The 17,121-nt window shown below is 68.0% G+C and carries 21 protein-coding genes; 5 read left to right on the forward strand and 16 right to left on the reverse strand.

Features of this window, described 5'->3' with window-relative positions; genetic code table 11:
- Positions 1-58 precede the first annotated feature (58 nt).
- Entirely contained in the window at positions 59-1,048 is a 990-nt protein-coding gene (locus tag ACH4YL_RS34925) for an ATP-binding cassette domain-containing protein (RefSeq protein ID WP_398511537.1), read from the forward strand.
- Entirely contained in the window at positions 1,041-1,811 is a 771-nt protein-coding gene (locus ACH4YL_RS34930) for an ABC transporter permease (RefSeq protein WP_398511538.1), read from the forward strand. Before ACH4YL_RS34925 ends, ACH4YL_RS34930 begins: the two co-directional genes overlap by 8 nt.
- Here ACH4YL_RS34930 and ACH4YL_RS34935 read toward each other — a convergent pair.
- The 4 genes from ACH4YL_RS34935 to ACH4YL_RS34950 all read right to left on the reverse strand — a co-directional run bounded on the left by ACH4YL_RS34935 (position 1,792) and on the right by ACH4YL_RS34950 (position 6,000).
- Complete coding sequence (locus tag ACH4YL_RS34935) at positions 1,792-2,904, reverse strand: phosphotransferase (protein WP_398511539.1); 1,113 nt, start codon at positions 2,902-2,904, stop codon at positions 1,792-1,794. The genes ACH4YL_RS34930 and ACH4YL_RS34935 overlap by 20 nt on opposite strands.
- A 28-nt stretch (positions 2,905-2,932) precedes the next feature.
- Positions 2,933-3,877: a GntR family transcriptional regulator gene (locus ACH4YL_RS34940; RefSeq protein WP_398511540.1), complete on the reverse strand. Its 945-nt coding sequence runs from the start codon at positions 3,875-3,877 to the stop codon at positions 2,933-2,935.
- Between the two features lie 191 nt (positions 3,878-4,068).
- On the reverse strand, positions 4,069-4,785 hold the full coding sequence (locus tag ACH4YL_RS34945) for an HAD family hydrolase (RefSeq protein WP_398511541.1): 717 nt from the start codon (positions 4,783-4,785) through the stop codon (positions 4,069-4,071).
- Between the two features lie 294 nt (positions 4,786-5,079).
- Positions 5,080-6,000, reverse strand: a complete 921-nt coding sequence (locus tag ACH4YL_RS34950) for a GntR family transcriptional regulator (RefSeq protein WP_398511542.1) — start codon at positions 5,998-6,000, stop codon at positions 5,080-5,082.
- Positions 6,001-6,252: 252 nt separating this feature from the next.
- Between ACH4YL_RS34950 and ACH4YL_RS34955 the strand changes: the two genes are divergently transcribed.
- Entirely contained in the window at positions 6,253-6,420 is a 168-nt protein-coding gene (locus ACH4YL_RS34955; protein WP_398511543.1) for a hypothetical protein, read from the forward strand.
- Positions 6,421-6,526: 106 nt separating this feature from the next.
- On the opposite strand, the gene ACH4YL_RS34960 is transcribed toward ACH4YL_RS34955, so the two are convergent.
- From ACH4YL_RS34960 to ACH4YL_RS34970, 3 genes are read right to left on the reverse strand one after another with little or no spacing between them, the layout of a single operon-like run.
- Positions 6,527-7,768, reverse strand: a complete 1,242-nt coding sequence (locus ACH4YL_RS34960) for a GNAT family N-acetyltransferase (RefSeq protein ID WP_398511544.1) — start codon at positions 7,766-7,768, stop codon at positions 6,527-6,529.
- Positions 7,769-7,792: 24 nt separating this feature from the next.
- Positions 7,793-8,785, reverse strand: coding sequence for an asparaginase (locus ACH4YL_RS34965; RefSeq protein ID WP_398511545.1), 993 nt, complete (start codon positions 8,783-8,785; stop codon positions 7,793-7,795).
- 54 nt (positions 8,786-8,839) lie between these two features.
- A complete protein-coding gene (locus ACH4YL_RS34970) occupies positions 8,840-9,562 on the reverse strand; it encodes a hypothetical protein (protein ID WP_398511546.1) in 723 nt (240 codons plus the stop codon).
- Between the two features lie 145 nt (positions 9,563-9,707).
- On the opposite strand from ACH4YL_RS34970, the gene dtd reads away from it, so the two are divergent.
- On the forward strand, positions 9,708-10,145 hold the full coding sequence (dtd, locus tag ACH4YL_RS34975; RefSeq protein ID WP_398511547.1) for a D-aminoacyl-tRNA deacylase: 438 nt from the start codon (positions 9,708-9,710) through the stop codon (positions 10,143-10,145).
- 35 nt (positions 10,146-10,180) lie between these two features.
- Here the strand turns inward: dtd and ACH4YL_RS34980 are convergent, their stop codons facing one another.
- The 6 genes from ACH4YL_RS34980 to ACH4YL_RS35005 form a co-directional block, all read right to left on the reverse strand.
- The gene (locus tag ACH4YL_RS34980; RefSeq protein ID WP_398511548.1) at positions 10,181-11,146 is read right to left on the reverse strand and encodes a YgfZ/GcvT domain-containing protein; all 966 of its coding nucleotides are present in this window, start codon (positions 11,144-11,146) and stop codon (positions 10,181-10,183) included.
- Positions 11,147-11,155: 9 nt separating this feature from the next.
- Complete coding sequence (locus ACH4YL_RS34985) at positions 11,156-11,593, reverse strand: Fur family transcriptional regulator (protein WP_398511549.1); 438 nt, start codon at positions 11,591-11,593, stop codon at positions 11,156-11,158.
- Between the two features lie 145 nt (positions 11,594-11,738).
- Complete coding sequence (locus ACH4YL_RS34990; protein WP_398511550.1) at positions 11,739-12,311, reverse strand: FABP family protein; 573 nt, start codon at positions 12,309-12,311, stop codon at positions 11,739-11,741.
- Positions 12,312-12,541: 230 nt separating this feature from the next.
- Positions 12,542-13,423 carry a hypothetical protein gene (locus tag ACH4YL_RS34995; protein ID WP_398511551.1) on the reverse strand — a complete coding sequence of 294 codons (882 nt, stop codon included), beginning with the start codon at positions 13,421-13,423 and terminating at the stop codon, positions 12,542-12,544.
- Positions 13,420-14,196: a hypothetical protein gene (locus ACH4YL_RS35000; protein WP_398511552.1), complete on the reverse strand. Its 777-nt coding sequence runs from the start codon at positions 14,194-14,196 to the stop codon at positions 13,420-13,422. Before ACH4YL_RS35000 ends, ACH4YL_RS34995 begins: the two co-directional genes overlap by 4 nt.
- Positions 14,193-15,041 (reverse strand): hypothetical protein, encoded by an 849-nt coding sequence (locus ACH4YL_RS35005; protein ID WP_398511553.1) that lies wholly within the window; start codon positions 15,039-15,041, stop codon positions 14,193-14,195. The genes ACH4YL_RS35000 and ACH4YL_RS35005 overlap by 4 nt, the downstream gene beginning before the upstream one ends.
- Before the next feature lie 108 nt (positions 15,042-15,149).
- Between ACH4YL_RS35005 and ACH4YL_RS35010 the strand changes: the two genes are divergently transcribed.
- On the forward strand, positions 15,150-15,512 hold the full coding sequence (locus ACH4YL_RS35010) for a DsrE family protein (RefSeq protein ID WP_398511554.1): 363 nt from the start codon (positions 15,150-15,152) through the stop codon (positions 15,510-15,512).
- A gap of 26 nt (positions 15,513-15,538) precedes the next feature.
- On the opposite strand, the gene ACH4YL_RS35015 is transcribed toward ACH4YL_RS35010, so the two are convergent.
- The 3 genes from ACH4YL_RS35015 to ACH4YL_RS35025 all read right to left on the reverse strand — a co-directional run bounded on the left by ACH4YL_RS35015 (position 15,539) and on the right by ACH4YL_RS35025 (position 17,110).
- Positions 15,539-15,799, reverse strand: coding sequence for a DUF3099 domain-containing protein (locus ACH4YL_RS35015; protein WP_398511555.1), 261 nt, complete (start codon positions 15,797-15,799; stop codon positions 15,539-15,541).
- 147 nt (positions 15,800-15,946) lie between these two features.
- Entirely contained in the window at positions 15,947-16,234 is a 288-nt protein-coding gene (locus ACH4YL_RS35020) for a DUF1416 domain-containing protein (protein ID WP_329300438.1), read from the reverse strand.
- A gap of 30 nt (positions 16,235-16,264) precedes the next feature.
- The gene (locus ACH4YL_RS35025) at positions 16,265-17,110 is read right to left on the reverse strand and encodes a sulfurtransferase (protein WP_398511556.1); all 846 of its coding nucleotides are present in this window, start codon (positions 17,108-17,110) and stop codon (positions 16,265-16,267) included.
- Positions 17,111-17,121: the final 11 nt, after the last annotated feature.

Genomic DNA, 17,121 nt, shown 5'->3' on the forward strand with positions numbered 1-17,121 from the left:
CTTCCGTCACCGCTTGACGCACATCCTAGTAATGCGTAACCCTTACACAGTAACGCGTATGTCATACGCAAAGGAGACGGGGAGAGCCATGGGGAGCGAGTCACCGGCCATCGAGGCCACAGATCTGGCCAAGGCCTACGGAAAGGTCAAGGTCCTCGACGGCATCGGCCTGCGGGTCGACCGCGGCACCGTCTTCGCGCTGCTCGGCCCGAACGGCGCGGGCAAGACGACGACCGTACGGATCCTGGCCACGCTCACCACGGCCGACTCCGGCCGGGCCCGCGTCGCCGGTTACGACGTCGTCGCCGACCGCGCCCGTGTACGCCGGGCCATCAGCCTCACCGGCCAGTTCGCGGCGGTCGACGAGAAGCAGACCGGCGAGGAGAACCTCCGCATGATGGCCCGCCTCAGCGGCCTGACCCGCCCGGCCGCCCGCCGCCGCGCAACCGAACTCCTCGACCGCTTCGGCCTCACGGACGCCGGCCGACGCCAGACGGCGACGTACTCCGGTGGCATGCGCCGCCGCCTCGACCTGGCGGCGGGCCTGGTCGGCGACCCGGAGATCGTCTTCCTCGACGAGCCGACGACCGGCCTCGACCCGCGCAGCCGGCAGGAGCTCTGGCAGGTGGTCCGCGACCTCTCCGGGCGCGGCACCACGGTCTTCCTCACCACGCAGTACCTGGAGGAGGCGGACCGGCTGGCGGACCGTATCGCGCTCGTCGACCACGGCCGGCTGGTGGCCGAGGGCACGGCGGACGAACTGAAGGCCAAGGTCGCGGGCCACCGCCTGGAACTCGTACTGACCAGCACCGCGGCGTACTGGCGGCTCGAATCCCGCGCGGCCCACCGCTCGCCGGAGACACTCACGCTCGGCTTCCCCACGGACGGGGGCGCGGCCGAGGTCCGCGCGCTACTGGACGAACTGGACCCCGAGCGGCGGGACATCGCGAGCTTCTCGGTGGAGCGGGCCACGCTCGACGAAGTTTTCCTCACGCTGACCGGCACATCCACCGGCACGCCGACCGAGAAGGAGCCCGCGCATGTCTGACGTACTGACGGCTACGGGACTGACCCGCTCGCTGACCATGGCGGGCCGCAGCATCCGGCTCAGCCGGCGCAATGTGGACGCGGTGATCACGTCGATGATGCTTCCGCTGATGCTGATGGTGGTCTTCATCTACTTCTTCGGCGGCGCGATCGACACCGGAACGAAGTACGTGACGTACGTCGTGCCCGGCATCCTCATCCTGTGCGCCTCGTTCGGTGCGTCGACGACGGCGGTCGGCGTCAGCGAGGACATGAAGGGCGGCATCATCGACCGCCTCCGCACACTCGACGTCGGCGCGACAGCAATCCTCGCGGGCCACGTCGCCGCCAGCACCCTGCGCAACCTGGCCTCGACGGCCCTCGTCCTCGCGGTCGCCCTCCTCATCGGCTTCCGCCCCTCGGCAACCCCGGCCGCCTGGCTCGCGGCCGGCGGCATCCTGGTCGCATTCCTGATCGCGTTCTCCTGGTTCTCGGCGGCGATCGGCCTCCTGGCCCGAACCCCGGAGGCGGCAAGCGGCTTCACGTTCTTCATGACGTTCCTGCCGTACCCGAGCAGCGCGTTCGTCCCGATCGACACGATGCCGCCCTGGCTCCACACCTTCGCGGACCACCAGCCGGTGACCCCCCTGATCGAGTCCATCCGCGGCCTGCTGCTGGGCCAGCCGGTGGGGTCGGCCCCGTGGGTGGCGCTGGTGTGGTGCGGGGGGATTCTGGCGGTGGGGGTGGGGATGGCGGGGGTGCTGTTCAGGGTGCGGACGGCGTGAGGTTGGCGGTGTCGGCGCGGAGCCAGCGGCGGTAGGCGGCGATGACCTGACGGAGGGTGGGGACTTCGGTCAGGCCGAGAGGCTCGGCTGCCGCTTTGAGGGCGAGTTGGACCCGCCAGGCGGCTCGGGGAAACAGTTGCCAGTTGGGCTTCGGGCCGGGGCCCTGAGCGACTGCCGTGCGGATGACATCCGTGTAGACGGACTGGGCCCGCTTGTACGAGAGCAGCACGGGCAGGTCCCGCTCCCACTCGTTGGAGCTGCCGGGCCGCGCTCGCTCTACCGATGACCGCCAGACGTCGATGATCCGTTCCTCCTCCTTCTTGGAGTAGCGCATCAAGTGGAGGTGCGTCGCGAGGTCGTAGAGAGGATCACCGATCATGGCGAGCTCCCAGTCGATCGTCCACAGGTCGCCTGCATGGTCGACGATGAAGTTCTCCCGGTGGAGGTCGCCGTGGATCAGGCTGAACGGGCGTTCCGCAAGGCCGGCCGTCGCGGTCTTCAACTGCGCCAACGCATCGTCAGGTACGCCGAGTTCTTTGAAGAGCTGCCCGAAGCGGTCGGCCTGTTTGCGGTATACCCGCTCTTCGGTAAAGCGGATCAGTCCGAGCAGAAAGGCGGTCGAGTCGCCTTCCTCCGAGCGATAGTGGTCACTGCAGATCCGTCTTATGTCGAGCTCGTCCGGCTTGATCGCCACCAACTCTTCAAAAAGCTGGCTGAGTTGGCGGACATGACGGTCAGAGAGCATCCTCGCGCCGGAGAGCGCACGGCTTCCCAGGGTCCGACCTTCGATGAATCCCTGCAGCCAGACGTTCTCCGCGATCTCACTGCACTCCGGAATACGCGTGATCCGACCGCCCAGTGCGACGAGAAGTCGGTCTTCCGAAACGAAGCACCGCCGGTCGAACCAGAGCAGTCCCTCCCGCGGCGCCCGCAGCTTGCCCCGCTCGAAGCTCGTGGCCAGCGGATTCTCCGCCGGCAGCGGGAAGGCGTACGTCTCGTGGTGGTAGCCCTTGAGCGGGCCCTCCACCAGCTGGTCGTTCCGGCTCAGCCCGGCTGCTTGCCGGCGATTCTCGGATGCCGCCTCGACTGTCATTGCGCTTGCCCTCGATGGTCCGTCCGGATCAGGAACTGACTGAGGAAGTTACCGCTCCCGCAGGGGTGGTGGTCGGAGCTTCAGACGATGTCACTCGCTCAAGGACCACAGGCTCAGCAACCTTCGACCAGCATGACTCGAACAGCAGTCGCAGCTCCTCGAAGTGGGCCGCGTCGCGCTCGCTTCTCCCGGCTGCCATAGGTGCCCAGGTGAAGAGCTCAGGGCCGTTCTCCAGGTCCAGGATCTCCAGCGGCTCGCTGCCCGCTTCCTCCAGTACTTCCTTCTCCCGGACGCGATACAAGCTGGTGAGAGCCACCGTCCCATTGAGGATGTAGCACTTCTGGAGCGGCAGCGTCGCCACACAGCGCAGCTCCGTCCGCACTGTGGCCACCCGGCCGTCCTCCGCTGCGGCGAGCAACGAGTGCTGAAGTTGCCCGGCGTACATCCTGATCAGCCGCCGGAGCCTGAGCAGCGGCCGGGGGTCATCCGGATCGCTGATCAGCCGTGGCAGCGGAAACCTGACATCAAGGCTCGGCAGCAGCACTCTCGCACTGATCGACTTGGGCGGCGGCACAGCACCGCTCTTAATGTCCTCCACCTGCGACGCGACGATCTTGCTCAGCTTCTCAGTGGTCAGCGACCAAACGTCCAGTGACACATGCTCGGCGGTGAATGCCTCCGCGATGTGTTCCGCGAGTGTCTGCGGCGCCGCCGCCCCCATCGCGATCACACGCGATCCCCTGCCACGGCCGCCCTCGTCTATCAAGCCCCAGGAGCGAAGGGTCTCGACGGCTCGCTGAGCGGTGACGCGCGAGACGTCGTAGTGCGCCATCAGCGACTGTTGCGTGGGGATCAGATCGCCGACGCGATATTCCTTGGCCGTGATCCTTTCCCGGAGGGCCTCAGCCACGCGCAGGTACTGGTACTGGCGGGCACCCCCGCCATGTTGCCCGCCGTCCTGCGTCATGGCCATTCAAGAAAGTTACAACAGGCATCCATTGTCGGTCAGTTGACCGCAAAGATCAGCCAACAGTGTTCAACCTCAGGCGGACTGGACGGTCATGTCAGTGGCACTTGCGAGCTGCCAAGACCGCAAGGTGCACGCGTAGCTTCGGCCTTATCGCATCCCGCACAGGAGGTCACGTCATGAGGAGCGCGTCGCCATCACTCGACTGGGAGGCCCGGCTCGACAGCATCGAGGAGCACATCGAGCGAGGAGACGTTCACCTTCGCCCCGGCAGCCTCCAGCCGTTGGAGCTTCACCTGGTTACGCGCGTAGCCGAGGAACGGGACCCCGAGCTCCCGCGCAGCCAGAAAGTCTGCGGGAGAGTCCCCGATCATCAGGGATTCCTCCGCCGTCGAACCGGTGGTCACCAGAGCCCGCCTGAGACAGTCCGGATCCGGCTTGAGCAGCCGTGGGTCGGGCATCCGGCCGTGCACATGCCCGGCGAAGAAGTTGGTGAGCCCTTGGCGATCGAGATACTGCCGCACGGCGCTCTCGGAGTTGTTCGTGGTGATGGCCATCCGGAAACCCGCCGCGCTGAGCCTGCGTATCAGCCGGTCGGCGTCCTCGGTCGGCTCGGCCGTCGCCGAGGCCCGGAGCTCCTCCGAGGTGAGCAGCGCCTCCAGCTGGCCTACCAGCTCACTGCCCGGGTGCATCCGGTCGGCGAGGCTGAGGATGGCATGCGGATCGTCGGCGGAGTCCTCGGGCACCGGGACCTCGTCGTGGAAACGCTGCTCGATCCACTCCCTGAGCTCGGCCGCCACCATCGGCGCCGTGTGCCCGGCGAAGAGCCGGCACAAGGGGCCGTCGAAGTCGAAGAGCACGCACTTGGCGGCGGCGAACTGGTCGCGCAGATCGGTCGGGTGCGGGTCAGTCACGTCGCTCCGTCCGTCGGGGCAGAGAGCAGGTCTCCGATGCCTTCCCTACCCATCTTGCCCGCAACGGCCTGGACCAGCTGCGTGGTTGGAGAGGCGCGACTGTGCTCACGTGGTTGAGGACCCTGGCTCCGTTCGTGGTGAAGTTGCTCCCGCAGGTTATCCAGTGGCGCCTGATGGTCGCTTCGCTGCTGCTCACGGTGATGGTCCAGGCGGCCCGCCGAGAGCCACAGCGGACCGGCACGCTGTGTGGCGCCGGGATTCTCCTGGTACTGCTCCTCCGGAACTGGTGGCTGGTCAGCCCCCGAGGATGATCTGCATGGCAATGGTCCCCCACAGACCGTCGAACCACGCCTGCGACTGCGCCACAAAGGCCTCCTCCTTGGTTCCACCACCCACTTCGAACGGGAAGAGCACGGAATCGCTGCCGAGCGCGTCGTAGATCTCCGTCGCCATCTCGTCGATCTGTTCCTCCCGCTTCGTGACGGTGTAGTACGCGAACAGCGACTCGGAGCCGTTCAGCAGATACAGCTTCACGGGCGGAGTGAACGGCAGGGTCTTCAGCGTCACCTCGACATCGATGCCGCGGGTACTGCGAAGCGCTCGGAGACTGGAACGCAGGACACGGCCATGGCTGTTGCGCAGCGACAGCCAGTGTTCATGGACCCGTTGGCCGTCCCCGGATTCTTCCTCGGTCGGGCGAGGGAAGGCCAGGTCCAGGTTGCGCGAAGGCACAAGAAGCCGGACCTTGACCGACTCCGGGGTAATCCGGCCCGCGCGTACGAGCCGCAGTGGCTCGGCGAGAGCCTGGTTCAAGGACTCCGCGGTCAGACAAATCGCGTCGATACGGACGTGGGGTGCCTCGAACGCCCCCATGATCCGAGGCCCGAGAGCCGCGGCCGTCTGCTGAGGCACCACATTGGCGAAGACGTGCTCGCCGATGGCATCCCCCTCAGCCGGGCGCGTGAGGACATCAGGCTCGCTCGTGACAAAGGTTCCGCTCCCCTGGCGGGTCACGATCAGCCCGCTCTCCCTGAGCACGTCCAGCGCCTGGATCACCGTGGCACGGGACACCTGGTACCGCTCAGCCAACTCCTCCTGCGTAGGCAGCCGTTCGCCTGGCCGGTGGGTGCCGTCGTTGATCTCCTGGCGGAGCTTGTCCGCGACCCACTGGTACCTGAATGTGGCATCCCTCGGCGCAGAGCCATTGCTTGTCACCCCACAAACCATACAACTCACCTCCGTGCAAGGTGAGATGCCCTGCGTGCCCCAATCAAGCAAGAAAATTCCACCGAACAACAGACCCGCACAACCAGACAAGTTTGCGGGTACTCACCTTCCGGGCATCACACCAACAGGTCAACCGGATGAATTTGTACGGCAGTTGGGCCTAATCGACCACGCAACTCGTCCCAGCCGCACAACGGTGTGCGGGCACCGGAGCCCCTCCCTCTGAAGGAGTGACGACCAATGCCCCTCTTCACCCTCGTAGTAGAGCAGTACGTGCAGTGGCGGTTCGGCTTCCTGGCCACCCTGGGACTCGCCCTGCTCACCATCGGCGTCAAGGCCGAGAACGCCACCTGTGCCGGCATCGGCGGACTCCTGCTCGTCGCGCCCGCCGTGACCGCCGGCAGCTGATCCCACCCGGGACAAGGTCAGAATGACCTGATCCCACCCGGCACGAGGTCAGAATGACCTGATCCCACCCGGCACGAGGTCAGAAATGACCCCACCCGGGACAAGGTCAGAAAACGTCCGGGCACCAAGGCCGCCGCGCCGTCCGGAACAGCCGCTCCGCCACATCCACCGCCACCGGCGCCCCCTCGACCAGCCCCAGCGCCGCCAGCCGCACCGCCGACGCGTCCCCCAGATACAGCGCCCCCAACTCCCTGACGTCCAGCGTCACATCGGGCGACTCGGTCGACGGGACGCACGACGCGCCCTCCGGGGACGCGTCCAGGCGGAAGCGGCCGCCGGCGAAACCCAGCGAATCACGGATCTCCAGCACCAGGGACGCCGACGTCGCGTACGTCCGTGCCTCCAGCGCCCGTACGACATCCAGGATCCGCAGCCACAGAAAGTCCGCCTGCGTCAGGATCCTGGCCGCCCGCACGTCCGGGAGCAGCGACGGAAGCAGGTCGTCCGGGGCCCGGTAGCCCGACTTGACCGTGGCGATCCAGTCGATCGAGCACACGTAGTGCCACAGTGCGCGCTCCGCCGCCGGCGTCAGGGCCAGCAGGTCGCGCACCGTCGCCGTGTCCAGCGGCTGTTTCGCGTCGCCCCACTTGTCGTCGGACTGGTACGAGATCAGGCCCTCGACCTCGCCCGCCGCCGAGCGGTAGACCGCGTAGAACGGCTCCGTCCAGGTCTCATGCGCAAACCGCACCTCGCCCGTGTTCACCTGCCACCAGCGATCGTTGCGCGTCACCGCCCCCGGCTGCCGGGACGCGAGACGCCCGTGCAGTTCCGGGCCCAGTTTGCGGATGTCCTCCGCGTCCACCAGGTCTACGCGGCCGCCGTCCGACGGGCCCGACCAGCGGGGGTCGAGGCCCGTGCGCGGGACGTCGACGGACCATTCGGTCATCCAGGTCGCCGGGCCGAAGCCGTACCGGCCGTAGATCGGGTACTCCGCCGCAATCAGCGTGGACACCGCGTCGCCGCGGTCCTTCGCCTCCGTCAGGTCCGCGGTCATCATCCGGCTGAGCAGGCCGCGACGGCGGTGCGTGGGCGAGACGGTGACATTGGAGACGGCGTTCGCCGTGATCGCCGCGCCGCCGACCACCGTGAGCTGCTGCGTGAAGGAGCGGTACGTGGCCACACAGCGGCCGTCGTCGAACGCACCGCGCACCCGCGCCACGTCCGTGTGCGCCAGGCGGTCGGCGACCTCCTCGTCCGAGTGCATGGGCGGCCGCAGAAATCCGGTGGCCAGCGCCCGCAGCCAGTCGGGGTACTCGGACTCGGTGATCACACGGGTTTCGACGCTCATACGCCCACGCTAGGCAGAGGTCGCTCAGAAAGTCGCGCGAATTTCGCCGACCTCGACGCCGCCGCCGAGCAGCGGCAGGTGCCCGATCCGGGCCACCACCGGCGCGTCCACGCCCATGAGTTCAAGCGCCCGGCCCAGCACCGGTCCGCGGGCGCGGCTCGCGCCGTCGTCGATCTTGAAGGCGAGTGCGCGGCCGTCCGCGAGCGCCACCGCCTGGACCGCTTCCGCGCCCATCTTGGCGAGCGCGCCCGGCACCTCTCGCATCAGCCAGGTGTCGGCACGGCGGGTGCCGGCCACATACTCCGGGTGCGCGCGCATCGCGTCCGCGACCCGGCGCTCGGCCGTCCCGGGTTCCGCCAGTACGACGGCGCGGAACGCGCGCGCCAGGCCCGTCAGGCTGATCGCCATCAGCGGGGCCCCGCAGCCGTCCGTGCCGACCGTCTGGATCCGTTCGCCGGACGCGTCCTCGACCACGTCGTGCACCAGCCGCTGGAGCGGATGCGCCGGGTCCAGGTAGTGCGCACGGTCCCAGCCGTTCAGTGCGCAGGCCGCGAGCATCGCCGCGTGCTTGCCGGAGCAGTTCATGGTGACCCGGTCCCGCACATGACCGGTAGCCAGATACGTCTCGGCCTCGGCCGGGTCCAGCGGCAGGTCCGGCGGGGTCTGGAGTTCGTCCACACCTACACCGTGCTCGGCGAGCATCTTGCGTACGAGATCGAGGTGGAAGCCTTCTCCCGAGTGGCTGGCGGCCGCCAGCGCAAGCCGCTCACCGGAGAGGTCGAGACCGGCCCGCAGCACGGCAGCGGCCTGCAGCGGCTTGTTGCTGGAGCGCGGGAAGACCGGAGTGACCGGGTCCCCGAGCGCCAGTTCCACACTGCCGTCCGCCGCCAGCACCACGAGCGAGCCCCGGTGACGGCCCTCGACAAAGCCGGAACGTACGACCTCGGCGAGGACCGGAGGTATGGGGAGCACGGGAGGTACGGCGGGGATGGCTGGGGCGGCGGGGATGGCGCTCATCGTCGGCCTTCCGGGACGGGATCCCGCTCCCGCAACGGCGACGGAACAAGCGCGTCAGGTGAGCAGGTCGTCTACTTGTGCTTCGCCTTCACGGTACCTGCGGGCGATCTCCGCGCTGCAGTCGTCGGCCGTGCGCTGCAGCAGCTGCCGGCGGCGCGAGACCTGCTGTTCGTAGCGGATCAGCCGTCCCATCGCCTCGTGCAGCTCTTGGTCCGTACGGGCGTCGAGATCGGAGAGTTCCACATCCGCGAGCATCTCGGCGGCGAGGCTCCGGTACTCCTCGCCGTGCGGCGTGGAGAGCGTCACATGGCGCGCGGAGCTGCGGTGCCGGGACGGGGTGTCGGCCAGGATCTCCGGCAGTCTGTCGACGACCAGCCGGTCGACGACCGGAGCCTTTGGGTCCGTACGCCGCGCCAGCTCGGCCCGCAGGATGTCGATCCGGCCCTGTACGAGACGCCGCACATAGCTGAGGTCCGCCTCGTCCCGGTGCGCGTCCCGGCGCAGGGTGCGCAGCTCGGGCAGCCGCAGGGTGGTGAGGTCGTGCCGTACGGGCTCCGGCAGATCATCGGATGTGCGCTGCTGAGGCGGGCGCGCGGTGCGGGCCATGGTCCCCGGTGCGGGCGCCGGGACGGGAACCGAGGCCGAGGCTGGAGCCGACGCCGGAGCCGAGGCCGAGGCCGGAGCTGGAATTGAAGGAATCGCAGTGGGAATCGCAGCAGGAATCGATACCGGGCCGGTCGAGTGCCCGGTCGACCGCCCAGCGCCAGATGTGCTCATGTGCTAATCCGTCCCCTCGACGGGTGCATGGGGTCTCCCCGGGCCCGAAGGGCCGAGGGGAAGCACCGCCTAGTTGCATCGTGCCACTCCCGAACCTTCCGACGCAGCGCACTGCACCCGTTCAGCCGCAGATAGGTTGGTCTGTATGCGTGCAGTGGTGCAGAGAGTCGACGGAGCGAGCGTCGTCGTGGCAGATGGCCCCGAGCCGGAGACCGTCGGCGAGATCATCGGCGCAGGGCTGTGTGTGCTGGTCGGAGTCACCCATGAGGACACCAGGGAGAAGGCGGCACAACTGGCCCGCAAGCTCTGGTCGCTGCGGATTCTGGAGGGTGAGAAGTCCTGCTCGGACGTGAATGCGCCCTTGCTGGTGATTTCCCAGTTCACTCTCTACGGGGACGCCCGCAAGGGCCGCCGCCCGACCTGGAACGCCGCGGCGCCGGGACCGGTGGCCGAGCCGCTGGTCGACGAGGTGGTGACGCAGCTGAGGGCGCTGGGTGCGACGGTCCAGACGGGCCGGTTCGGCGCGAGCATGCGGGTCTCGCTCACCAACCACGGCCCGTTCACGGTCCTGATCGAGGTCTAGTCGTCCTTGAGGACTCAACCTCAAGGGCTCAACCTCTAGGGCTCGACGACCACTTCTTGAGCGGCCGCCGTGTCGCCCGCCATCAGCTCGGCGTCCAGCGGAACGTTCCGCTTGACCAGGGCGAGCGCGATCGGGCCCAGCTCGTGATGGCGGGCCGAAGTGGTGATGAAGCCCAGCTGCCGGCCGTCGGCGCCGTCCGCCGCAAGCCGGACCGGCGTCCCGTGCCCCGGCAGATGGACCTCACTGCCGTCCAGATGCAGAAAGACCAGGCGGCGCGGCGGCTTCCCCAGGTTCTGGACCCGCGCCACGGTCTCCTGGCCGCGGTAGCAGCCCTTCTGAAGATGGACCGCGCTGCCGATCCAGCCCAGCTCGTGCGGGATGGTGCGGTGGTCGGTCTCCTGGCCGAGCCGCGGGCGGTGGGCCTCCACACGCAGAGCCTCGTACGCGAGGATGCCGGCCGCCGGGCCGTTCTTCGCCGCGTAGGACTCGAGGTCGGCGCGCGGCAGGAACAGGTCGCGGCCGTGCGCGGTCTCCCGTACGACCACGCCTTCCGGCGCCTCCGCGATGGAGCCGGCCGGCAGATGCACCACCGCGAACTCCTCGGTGCTGTCGGCCACTTCGACCCGGTAGAAGAACTTCATCGACTCCAGGTACGCGATCAGCGCCTCCTGCGTGCCGGGTTCGACATGCACCCAGGTCGTCTTGCCGTCGTCGACGAGATACAGCGCGTGCTCGATGTGGCCGTGGGCGGAGAGGATCAGCGCCTCGGTTGCCAGGCCCGCCGGGAGCTCGCTCACATGCTGCGTGAGCAGCAGATGCAGCCAGCTGAGCCGGTCGTCGCCGGTGACGGTGACGACGCCGCGGTGCGAGAGGTCGACGAGGCCGGATCCGGCCGCGAGTGCGCGCTGCTCGCGGAACAGATCGCCGTAGTGCGCGGCGACTCCTTCGTCATGCCCTTCGGCAGGGACGGCGCCGGGCAGGGACAGCAGAGGACTCTTCATGCAGTAAGCCTACGACTCGGTAGTTGAAGTTTCAGCCGTGCACTTCTTGCAGCGGCCGAAGATCGCGAAGTGCTTCATGTCCGTCTCGAACCCGAAGGTCTCGCGCAGCTTCCTGGTGAAGTCCGCGGCGATCTCGACATCCGCCTCGATCACATTCGTACAGTCGCGGCAGACCAGGTGGATGTGGTGGTGGCGGTCGGCGAGGTGGTAGGTGGGGGCACCGTGGCCGAGGTGGGCGTGAGAGACGAGGCCTAGCTCTTCGAGGAGCTCCAGGGTCCGGTACACGGTGGAGATGTTCACGCCGGATGCGGTCCTGCGGACCTCGGAGAGGATGTCGTCGGGCGTCGCGTGCTCAAGGGTGTCGACGGCCTCCAGGACAAGCTGACGCTGCGGCGTCAGGCGGTAGCCGCGGTTCCGCAGGTCGCTCTTCCAGTCGGTGCTCACCACGCGTCCAGTGTATGCAGGGGCGGAAGAGAGCGGCGATGGGTTGTCAGCCGGATGTCAGCGGTCCACGGAAGCAGCCCTGGACGTGGACACGTTCCAGGGCTGCCGGGCGTACCTCAGGGACTTACTTGAGGACTTGATTGAGGAGTTACTTGAAGAAGGCGATGCCGTCGTCGGGAAGATCGCCGAGGTCCTTCGCCCACGACGCGACCTCCTCCGGAGAGACGACCTTCTTCAGATGCGCCGACATGTACGGCCGCAGCGGAACCTCCGGAGTGGACTTCTCGCCCACCCACATCAGGTCGCTCTTCACATAGCCGTAGAGCCGCTTGCCGCCGCTGTAAGGACCGGACGCCGCGGTGCGTGCGACGGCGTCGGTCACCAGGTCGATCTGCGGCTTCTGGTCGGCGAGCTCGCCGTACCAGATCTCCACGATGCCCTGGTCACGGACCATGACGACCTCGACCTTGCGGTCCTTGTCGATACGCCAGTAGCCGCTCTCGCTCTCCAGCGGCCTGACCTTGTTGCCTTCGGCGTCGAGAACCCAGGAGTGCGAGACGTACTCCAGGAAGTCCCGGCCGTCGTGGCTGAAGGTGACGGACTGCCCGAAGTTGCACTTCTCGGCCCCGGGGAAGTCGGAGACGCCGGCCCCTTCCCAGGTGCCGAGGAGGAAGGCGAGGGGGACGAGGTCCGGGGTGAGGTCGGACGGAATCTCGATCATGAGTGACTCTGGCGATCTGTAGAGGTGCGGCTGATACGGGTGTGCCTAGCGCTGACCCTGGTACAGCTTCTTCACGGCCAGCCCGGTGAAGGCGGCGACGCCGACGCAGACCAGGACCAGCAGAGCTTCGAAGAATGCCACAAGCACGGGGGGCTCCTCGGATGAGCGGATGGGCAGTATGGGGCCGGGGCCCAGCCTAATGGGTTGTCGGCCGGGCCCCCTCTGCGAGGTCAGCCAAGCAGCTGATTCTGCAGGACCACGGTCTGGTGGAAGGGGACGGCGGCGGCCGTGCCCTTTTTCGACTGGACGATCAGCGCCATGGTGTCGCCGGCGGCGATGTAGGCATGCCGGGTGTGCTCGGGTCCGAACGGCTTCACCTCCGTGTACAGCGACAGCGCCGACTGCCCGTCCGCCGGGGTTTCGCTCTCCCACCCCTCGTCGATCGCGCTCTCGCCCGGTGCGGACATCAGCAGCGCATCGGGCGACAGCCCGGTCCCGATTTCGGCGCTCTTGAACTGCCCCGCCATGTCGGCCGAGTTGAACTGGAGGAGATAGACGCGGCACGTGGTGCCGTCGGGCATGACCCAGCCACGGGCGGCGATGTGCCGTACGGCGAAATCGGCCAGCGCCTGCTGAAGGGCGGAACGATGGTCCTTCCCGTACTCCGACACGTACTGGGCGCTGGTCACCCAGCCACCGTTCAGCTTCTTGTCGGGAGTGGCTCCGGCCGGCGCGGGGAGCAGCAGTTTCCGCAGATCGGCATGGTGGATCTCATATTCGTTGCCGATGGTGTACGGGCGCGGGCTGCCTGCGGGCAGGGCGGGCAGCGTAAGGCTCGGGTAGTCCCAGCGGCCGTCGCTCTCGGTGGCGAGGCCCGGGACGTCCGTGCGTTCCATCGAGGCGATACCGAAAGCCGTGCCGGTGCCGAGCCCGCCGCATACAAGCACGGCAGCGGTCCAACGCGCGACGGCCCGCAGGACGCGCCGGTCCCGCGGCGGCACCGGCGGAGCGGCGTCGGGCTCGGGGTCCGGCTCGGGCTCGGGCTCGGGGCGCACGGCGGCAGCCTCGTCGGGCACTGCAGCCTGCTCGGCCTGCTCCGTCTGCTCGGTCATACGTACTCCCCCGGTGAGGCGATGTGATCGAGCTGTTCCTGAACCATGTCGGCGACCAAGCCCTTGTCGAGCGGTTTGATGCCCTGAGCCCTGACGCTCACGAGCAGCTCGGAGTCGTACGCGAAGCACTCCACCCCGTCGAGCTCCTTCTTGTCCTTCTCGTCCGGGTCCTCTTCCAGCTCCGGCATCACGAAGCAGGCAGAGTTCTTGTGACCCTTGATCTTCGGTCCCTCGGAGAGCTCGAACAGATCGGCCAGCCCGGTCTGAAGCTCGTACGCGTCGCGGACATGACGCTTGTTCTTCATCCGGATGATCTGCACCGTGAGGACGACGTCGTCCTCGTAGACGCCGCCAGAGTCGTCGAATTCCGTGGCGAGCGTGCGCATGCCGATGCCCTTCAGGCCCAGCTTGTCCACCTGCTTCTCGTAGTCCCGGCGCTGCTTGCCGGACAGGTCACGGCCCCGCTCCTTCATCAGAGCCACCGCCTGCTTCTCGGTCAGCTCGGCGTCATTGCCGTATTCGCCGACGTCGGGTCCGAGCCGGTAGCCGTCCGGAACCGGCAGCAGCAGCTTGCTGAGAGGTGTGGAGGCCCGTCCGCGCCAGGCATACGCGGCCGGGTCCTCGGCGGGCTCCTTCTCAGATGTGGTCCACAGGGTGGTGGGGACGGTGCGGTCCGCGCCGTCGACGGTGACGGCGGTGTACGCGATGCCACCGCCCACGGCGCCCAGGACGAGGACGGCGGGCAGCACGACGCCGGTCAGTACGGATCTCAAGACAGGCGCTCCAGTTGTCGCTCGGCCAGCGAACGGATCTCGTCCTTGCTGATCCGCTTCTCGTCGAAGATGTTGATGTCGACCATGATGTCGCCGCGCTGGAAGATGGCCCTGGCCTGGTACATCGGCAGGAAGCCGGCACTCTCTTCGGCGGGGTAGAGGTAGTAGCGACCGTTGCCGCTCCCGCTCAGCGGGTCGCCGCCGTTGCCGGCGTACTCGGTTTCCGGCATGTACGCGTGCTGGCCCTCGGCATGGTCCATGGCGGCACCGCCGGACCGGAACTGGACGAGGACGATGTCCGTGACCTTGTTCCCGCCCTGCGCCCAAGACGCCCCGGCGACCCGGCGGATGTCGTCTTGCACGAGCTGCCCGAACACGGAGCCGGGTTTCTCGAACTGCGCTGCGTACGTCGCGGTGTCCACCCAACCGTCGTCCCTCCACTCGTCGGCGGCGCGCGCTCCCTTCGGCCTGGGCAGCAGGAGCTTGCGCAGATCACCGTCGGTCTTCACCCGGCGGTCCTCGGCGGCACTGAGCGGCTCCGGGGCCTGGCCGTCGGGAAGCGGCTTGGCCGGGTACCCGAGTTCTGGCTGGTTGAGGGCGGGCAGCGGCGTCGGCGCACGATCTGCCTGAACCCTGTAGCCGACGGCCGTCCCCGCGCTGATACCGATCACCGCTGCGACGGCGAGGAGCACGGCGGTGCGGCCGCGGCGTCGCGCGAGCGGCACCGGCTCGGATGCGGCCGGCTCCGCGACGGGCGCCGGATCGGATACGGCCAGGACCGGCTCCTCCTCCGGTGATGCCGCGTCATCGGGCGCTGCGTCGGGCTCTGTTCTGTGCAGTTCCAAAGGGGTCCCCCCACGAGACCTGGAGGCACGGACTCCATGATCCGTGCACACTCAACCGACCCATGTCTGCTGACCAGGGTTGTAGGACCGCGCATTACAGTTCGGCATATGGCAAAGAAGCTCGTGATCAAGGTGACCGCCGGATCCGACGCACCCGAGCGCTGCTCGCAGGCCTTCACCGTGGCGGCCGTCGCCGTCGCCAGTGGCGTGGAGGTCTCGCTCTGGCTGACCGGCGAGTCCGCGTGGTTCGCGCTGCCGGGACGCGCGGCGGAGTTCGAACTGCCGCATGCCGCGCCGCTGCCGGATCTGATCGAGTCGATCCAGGCGGCCGGGCAGATCACGCTCTGCACGCAGTGCGCGGTACGGCGGGACATCACGGAGAAGGATGTGCTCGACGGCGTACGGATCGCGGGCGCGCAGGTCTTTGTGAGCGAGGCGATGGCGGACGACGTCCAGGCGCTCGTCTACTGACGGCTGCTGACGACTGTCGACGCCTGCTACTCGTGACGTCGTTTGCCGTCGAGCTCGTCCCACCACTCGTCGGACTTCGGGTCGCCCGACGGGTCGTCCCACCAGCGGTCGTCGGGCCCGCGCCGGTTCGCGACCATCGCCGCGAGCGGCGGGATGACCATGGCGACGAAGCACATGCCGACGGCCACGGGAATGGACCAGAGCCGTACGAAAGCCCAGGCGGAGACGAAGAGAACGAGACATCCGCCCATGAGCAGGAAGTAGGCGTGCCGACGCCGCGCGTACATGCTTCCAGCGTACGACCGGGTCCGGCAGCGTACGACCGAAGGGCCGCACCCATATCCAGTAAGGCGTCCAACCCCCTGGGGTGCGGCCCTTCGGCCGGTCTTTCGTGCGGTGTTCGCGCGGTGCGGCTATGGCACCGCCGACTGCCGTCAGACCGCGATCGCGACCTCCGCGAGGCCGCCCGTCTGCGCCACGACCGTGCGGTCCGCCGTGCCGCCCGGGACCAGTGCGCGCACCGTCCACGTGCCCTCGGCCGCGTAGAAACGGAACTGTCCGGTCGCCGAGGTCGGGACCTCCGCGGTGAATTCGCCGGTCGAGTCCAGCAGACGCACATAACCGGTGACGGGCTCGCCGTCGCGGGTCACGTGGCCCTGGATGGTGGTCTCACCGGGCTTGATCGTCGAGGCGTCGGGGCCGCCGGCCTTCGCTCCACACATATTTCGATTCCGTCCTTGAGGCCTTGAGGGTTACTTGTTGGCGCCGAGCTCGATCGGCACGCCGACGAGGGAGCCGTACTCGGTCCACGAGCCGTCGTAGTTCTTGACGTTCTCGACACCGAGCAGCTCGTGCAGCACGAACCAGGTCAGCGCCGAGCGCTCGCCGATACGGCAGTACGCGATGGTGTCCGTCGCGAGGTCGACCTGCTCGTCGGCGTAGAGCTCCTTGAGCTCGTCGTCCGACTTGAAGGTGCCGTCGTCGTTGGCGTTCTTCGACCACGGGATGTTGCGCGCGCTCGGCACGTGGCCGGGGCGCTGCGACTGCTCCTGCGGGAGGTGGGCCGGGGCGAGGAGCTTGCCGCTGAACTCGTCGGGCGAGCGGACGTCGACCAGGTTCTGGCTGCCGATCGCGGCGACGACATCGTCACGGAAGGCGCGGATCGAGGTGTCCTGGGCCTTCGCCTTGTAGTCGGTGGCCGGCCGCTCGGGCACCTGCGCGCCGTCGACCAGGTCGCGCGAGTCGAGCTCCCACTTCTTGCGGCCGCCGTCGAGGAGCTTGACGCCCTCGTGGCCGTAGAGCTTGAAGTACCAGTAGGCGTAGGACGCGAACCAGTTGTTGTTGCCGCCGTAGAGGACGACGAGCGTGTCGTTCGCGATGCCCTTGGCCGAGAGGAGCTTCTCGAAGCCCTCCTGGTCGATGAAGTCACGACGGACCGGGTCCTGGAGGTCCTTGGTCCAGTCGATCCGGATCGCGTTCTTGATGTGGTTCTTCTCGTACGCCGAGGTGTCCTCGTCGACCTCGACGATGGCGACCTTCGGGTCGTCGATGTGGGCCTCGACCCAGTCGGCGTCTACCAGGACGTCGCTGCGGCTCATGCTGTTTCTCC

It is taken from the genome of Streptomyces sp. NPDC020681, from assembly GCF_044334895.1.
GTDB lineage: Bacteria > Actinomycetota > Actinomycetes > Streptomycetales > Streptomycetaceae > Streptomyces.